At 66.3% G+C, this 4348-nt stretch carries 5 protein-coding genes, 1 tRNA gene and 1 pseudogene; 2 read left to right on the top strand and 5 right to left on the bottom strand.

Going from position 1 to position 4348, the window contains the following annotated elements:
* A partial coding sequence (locus AXA74_RS23600; protein WP_407060212.1) for a tyrosine-type recombinase/integrase occupies positions 1 to 542 on the top strand: 542 nt, incomplete at its 5' end.
* Entirely contained in the window at positions 539 to 991 is a 453-nt protein-coding gene (locus AXA74_RS23595) for a tyrosine-type recombinase/integrase (protein ID WP_051593977.1), read from the top strand. The genes AXA74_RS23600 and AXA74_RS23595, both read left to right, overlap by 4 nt.
* A 149-nt stretch (positions 992 to 1140) precedes the next feature.
* On the opposite strand, the gene AXA74_RS23590 is transcribed toward AXA74_RS23595, so the two are convergent.
* The 5 genes and pseudogenes from AXA74_RS23590 to AXA74_RS24430 form a co-directional block, all read right to left on the bottom strand.
* A tRNA-Val gene (locus AXA74_RS23590) sits at positions 1141 to 1217 on the bottom strand.
* Between the two features lie 89 nt (positions 1218 to 1306).
* A complete protein-coding gene (locus tag AXA74_RS23585; protein WP_407060213.1) occupies positions 1307 to 1981 on the bottom strand; it encodes a phosphoribosylanthranilate isomerase in 675 nt (224 codons plus the stop codon).
* Positions 1982 to 2018: 37 nt separating this feature from the next.
* Positions 2019 to 3089, bottom strand: coding sequence for a TRAP transporter substrate-binding protein (locus AXA74_RS23580; RefSeq protein WP_185844195.1), 1071 nt, complete (start codon positions 3087 to 3089; stop codon positions 2019 to 2021).
* 10 nt (positions 3090 to 3099) lie between these two features.
* On the bottom strand, positions 3100 to 3915 hold the full coding sequence (truA, locus tag AXA74_RS23575) for a tRNA pseudouridine(38-40) synthase TruA (protein WP_032955646.1): 816 nt from the start codon (positions 3913 to 3915) through the stop codon (positions 3100 to 3102).
* 7 nt (positions 3916 to 3922) lie between these two features.
* Positions 3923 to 4348: pseudogene (locus AXA74_RS24430) on the bottom strand (type IV pilus assembly protein FimV); the annotation flags it as partial.

Raw genomic sequence — 4348 nt, 5'->3', positions numbered from 1 at the left:
CGGCCGCCCCCCCCCCCCCCCCCCCCCGCGACGACGGCCTGCCGCCGGACGCCTTCCAGGTGACCGCCGAAGAATGGCTGACACTGCGCCGAAAGGGGTGGAGCGAGGCCTACTACTCGCGGATGGAGAACGCGCTCAAGGCGAACGCATACCCGCACTTCGGGCGCGCGCGCATAGACAGCATCACGGGGAAGATGGTGCTCGACGCGATGCTGGTCGTACAGGCACGGGGTGCGCGCGATATGGCCGAGCGCGTGCTAAGTGCGATCGGCTCGGTGTTCCGTTATGCCGCCGGCACCGGCCGCGTCAGGGCCGACGTCACACCCGGCCTGCTGGACTTCCTCGACGAGAAGCCGCCCGTGAGACACTTTCCGCACGTGGACATAGGCACACTGCCCGAGTTGCTGCGCAGGGTGGAGAATTACCACGGTCGGCCCAAGACGCGGCTGGCCATCATGATCATGATGCGGACCTTTCCGCGCACCAATGAACTCCGCTGGGGGAATGGGCTGAGGTGCGCCGCGACGGAGGCCTATGGATGATTCCGCCACAGCGGATGAAGGGCACGGTCATGACGAAGCTCACCGGGGATCCCCACATGATCCCGCTGTCACGGCAGGTGCTGGAGCTCCTGGATAAACTGCAGCAGTATACCGGCGGCCACCGATACATGTTCCCGGGGATTCGCCGCCCGGACACCACGCCCATGAGCGCCGAGACAATCAACAAGGCGCTGAAGATCATGGGCTTCGAGGACCGGCAGACGGGCCACGGGTTCCGCGGCCTGACCAGCACCATCATGAACGAGCGCAGCGGGTTCCGTCCCGAGGTAATAGAGCAGCAACTGGCGCACAAAGAGAAGGACAAGATCCAGCGCGCATACAATCACGCGACGTATTTGGACGAGCGGCGCCAGCTGATGCAGTGGTGGTCCGACTTCCTGGATCAATGCACGCAGTCGGGGCAGGACGGTATACCCAATAAAAATTGAGCCGTACCCGATCCTGTACCCACTTAGCGACGTTGCTTAGGGTTGCCACCACTTGGCAACGCTGGGCAAGACAAATGCAAAAAAGCCCGCTGGCTCATAGGCTTAGCGGGCTTTTCTTGGCACTGCTGGGCAGCACTTGCAGTAATTCTTGGTAGGCGGTATTGGAATCGAACCAACGACCTCCACGATGTCAACGTGGCGCTCTAACCATCTGAGCTAACCGCCTAAATTCGGTATCTGCTTCGCTGTGTTTTGCCGCTTGTTTTGCGGCGCTACGTTCGTTCAGCGAAGAAAAAGAATTATATAGATGTTTTTTTAGGCGTGCAAGTCATCGTCCACTTTTTTTACTGACCGGATGAAGGCGCTGACTTTGTCTGCGGTCTTCAGGCCAGGAGCGGACTCCACGCCGCTGCTGACGTCGACGGCCCAGGGGCGGACGAGGCGGATGGCCTGTTCGATGTTGGCGGGGTTGAGGCCGCCGGCCAGGATGATGGGACGGCCGTGAGGATCGGCCTGCACGCCGGCCAGCAGGGCGTGATCGAAGGTCAGCCCGCTGCCGCCAAAGCCGGCGCTGTAGCTGTCGAACAGCCAGCCCGCGGCATGGCGGTAGGGCCGGCAGGCGGCCGCGACGGCTTCGGGGGTGTCCAGGCCTGGGCCGCCCACACGAAAGGCGCGCAGAAAGCGGTGGCCATGGCGCTCGCAGTCTTCGGGGCTTTCGTCGCCGTGGAATTGCAGCAGGTCGGGGCCGACGTGGTCGAGCACGGCGCGGACGTCGTCGTCGCTGGGGTTGACGAAGAGCGTGACGACGCTGACAAAGGCCGGGATTTCGCGGCGCAGTTGCGCGGCGCGCTTGAGGTCGACGTAGCGTTTGCTGCCTGCATAGCACACGAAGCCGATGGCATCGGCCCCGGCCTCGACCGCCTGGGCGATGTCGGCTTCGCGGGTCAAGCCGCAGATTTTGACGCGCGTTCGCATGGGTGCTACCTGTATTTCCGTTGTGGCGATGCCTACAGCTTACTTGATGCCGCTAGCGGGAGGCCGGCGCGCTCATGAAGCCGTCGTAACTGCCTTCGGCCAGGCGCAGCCAGGGGATGGTCTTGTCGCGAAAGGCCGTCATGCTGTCCTGGAGCTGTTTGAACGCGGGGTCTTGCGTGGCCAGCACGTTGCATAGCTCGATGGTTTCGGCCTGGCAGGCCTGGAGCACGGGCACGGGGAAGGCTTTGAGCTGGGCGCCGTCACCGACCAGGCGGCGCAGCGCCGCAGGATTTTCGGCGTCGTAGCGGGCGATCATGTCCTGGGTGGCCGCGGCGCTGGCCTGGGCGATGGCGGCCTGGTAGGTCTTGGGCAGGGCTTCGTAGGCGTCGAGGTTGATATAGAGCGAGGCCTGCAGCGTGCCTTCCCACCAGCCGGGGAAATAGTAATTGGGCGCGGCTTTGTGCAGGCCCAGTTTTTCGTCGTCGTAGGGACCTATCCATTCGGCGGCGTCGATGCTGCCCGCTTCGAGCGCGGCGCGGATGCCGGCGCCCGGGATAGGCTGGGGCTGGGCGCCAAGGCGGGCGAGCACGGCGCCGGCAAAGGGGCTGGCCCGCAGTTTCAGGCCTTTGAAATCGGCGGCGGTCTTGATTTCCCGGCGGAACCAGCCGCCCATCTGCGCGCCGGTATAGCCGCAGGGGAAATTGATGATGCCGTGCCGGCGGAAGCGCTCGCGCAGCAGCGTCAGGCCATCGCCTTGGCGCATCCAGGCATTCATCTGGCGCGTGTTCAGGCCGAAGGGGACGGCGCCGTCAAAGCACAGCGCGGGATCGATGTCGTAGTAATAGGAGGACGCGGTGTGTCCGCATTCGACGCTGGCGTCGCCCACGGCCTGCAGCACGTTCAGGACCGCCGGGAAGACCTGGATGGAGAATTTGCCGCCGGTGGCTTGGCCCAGGTATTTGGCGAAGTCTTCGCCCCCGCCGTAGATGACGTCGGCCTCGCGGGGAAAGCCCGAGGCCAGGCGCCAGTGCAGCACCGGCGCGTCCTGCGCGAACACCGGCGCGGCGACCGCCGCGCCCCCTGCCCCGATCACGGCTCGCTTGAGGAAGGAACGGCGTTGCATGGCTCTCTCCTCAGGAATCGAAGGCCGAGGTGAACGGCGCCAGGAAGGCGCCGCCGCCATCCAGATCCTCGAGCGCGAAGGCCCGCGGATACTCGATGGCCGAGAGATAGAGGCCGTCAGGGGCGAAGGTGGGCGCGCCCTGGCGCCGGTCCCGCGCGGCCAGCAGTTCGGCCATCCACGCCACGGGCTGACGGCCCTGTCCGATCTGGAGCAAGGCGCCCATGATGTTGCGCACCATGTGGTGCAGGAAGGCATTGGCCTGCAGGCTGAAGACCAGGAAGTCGCCGCGCTCGGCGATATCCAGGCGCGTCATGGTGCGCACCGGGTGCCGCGCCTGGCACTGCGATGAACGGAAGCTGGAGTAATCGTGCTCGCCCAGCAGCGCCTGCGCCGCCTGGCGCATGGCCGCCACGTCCAGGGGCTGGAAGCACCATCCCGCTCTCCCGGCCCACAAGGCCGGGCGCACCCTGCCGCGCCAAAGCAGGTAGACATAGCTGCGCGAGCGCGCCGAAAAGCGGGCATGGAAATCGTCGGGGACTTCGCGGGCCCAATGTACGGAAATGCTGGGCGGCAAGAAGGCGTTCACGCCGCGCACCCAGGACTCGGGCCGGCGGGCCAGCGCGGTGTCCAGGTGCACCACTTGCATGGCCGCATGCACGCCGGTGTCGGTGCGCCCCGCGCACACGGTGGGCAGGGCCGCTCCGGTGCCGGCAAACTGGCCCAGGGCGGTTTCCAGCGTGTCTTGCACGGTCTGGCCGTGCGGCTGGGTTTGCCAACCCTGCCAACTGGAGCCGTCATAGGACAGCCCCAATGCAATGCGTGTCATGAAAAAATCAGGTCCGGCTTCCTGGCTCGTCCGAGGGCGGCTGGTCCAGGTCTAGATTGATGGTGTGCAGCCGCTTGTTCAGGGCTTCGTTGTCCAGGCGCGGCGCCTCCGAATAGGGGCTTTCTTCGTTGTCCTCGTCGCGGCGGGTGCCTGCCCGCCGCAGCGCCAAGGCGATGATGAGCACCAGCAAGGCCAGCACCGCGGTCACGATGGCCAGCAGGTTGTCGGCCAGCCAGGCGGGCAGGCCGCTGGCGTCGGCGGGCTTGTTTGCGGCGGCCTTGTTGCTGCCCGCATCAGCGGCTGGCGCTGCCGGCTGCCCGGTCTGTCCGGCCACGCCGCCGGCATTCGGGCCCGGCGCGCTGCCGGAGGCCGCGGCACCTGGCGCCGTGCCCGTGCCGGGCACCGCCGCGCCACCCGCCACGCCCGGAGCCGG

Origin of the sequence: Bordetella hinzii LMG 13501, from assembly GCF_001548475.1 — a bacterium.
Taxonomy (GTDB): Bacteria; Pseudomonadota; Gammaproteobacteria; order Burkholderiales; family Burkholderiaceae_B; genus Bordetella; species Bordetella hinzii.
This window is presented reverse-complemented; position numbering and strand designations above follow the sequence as displayed.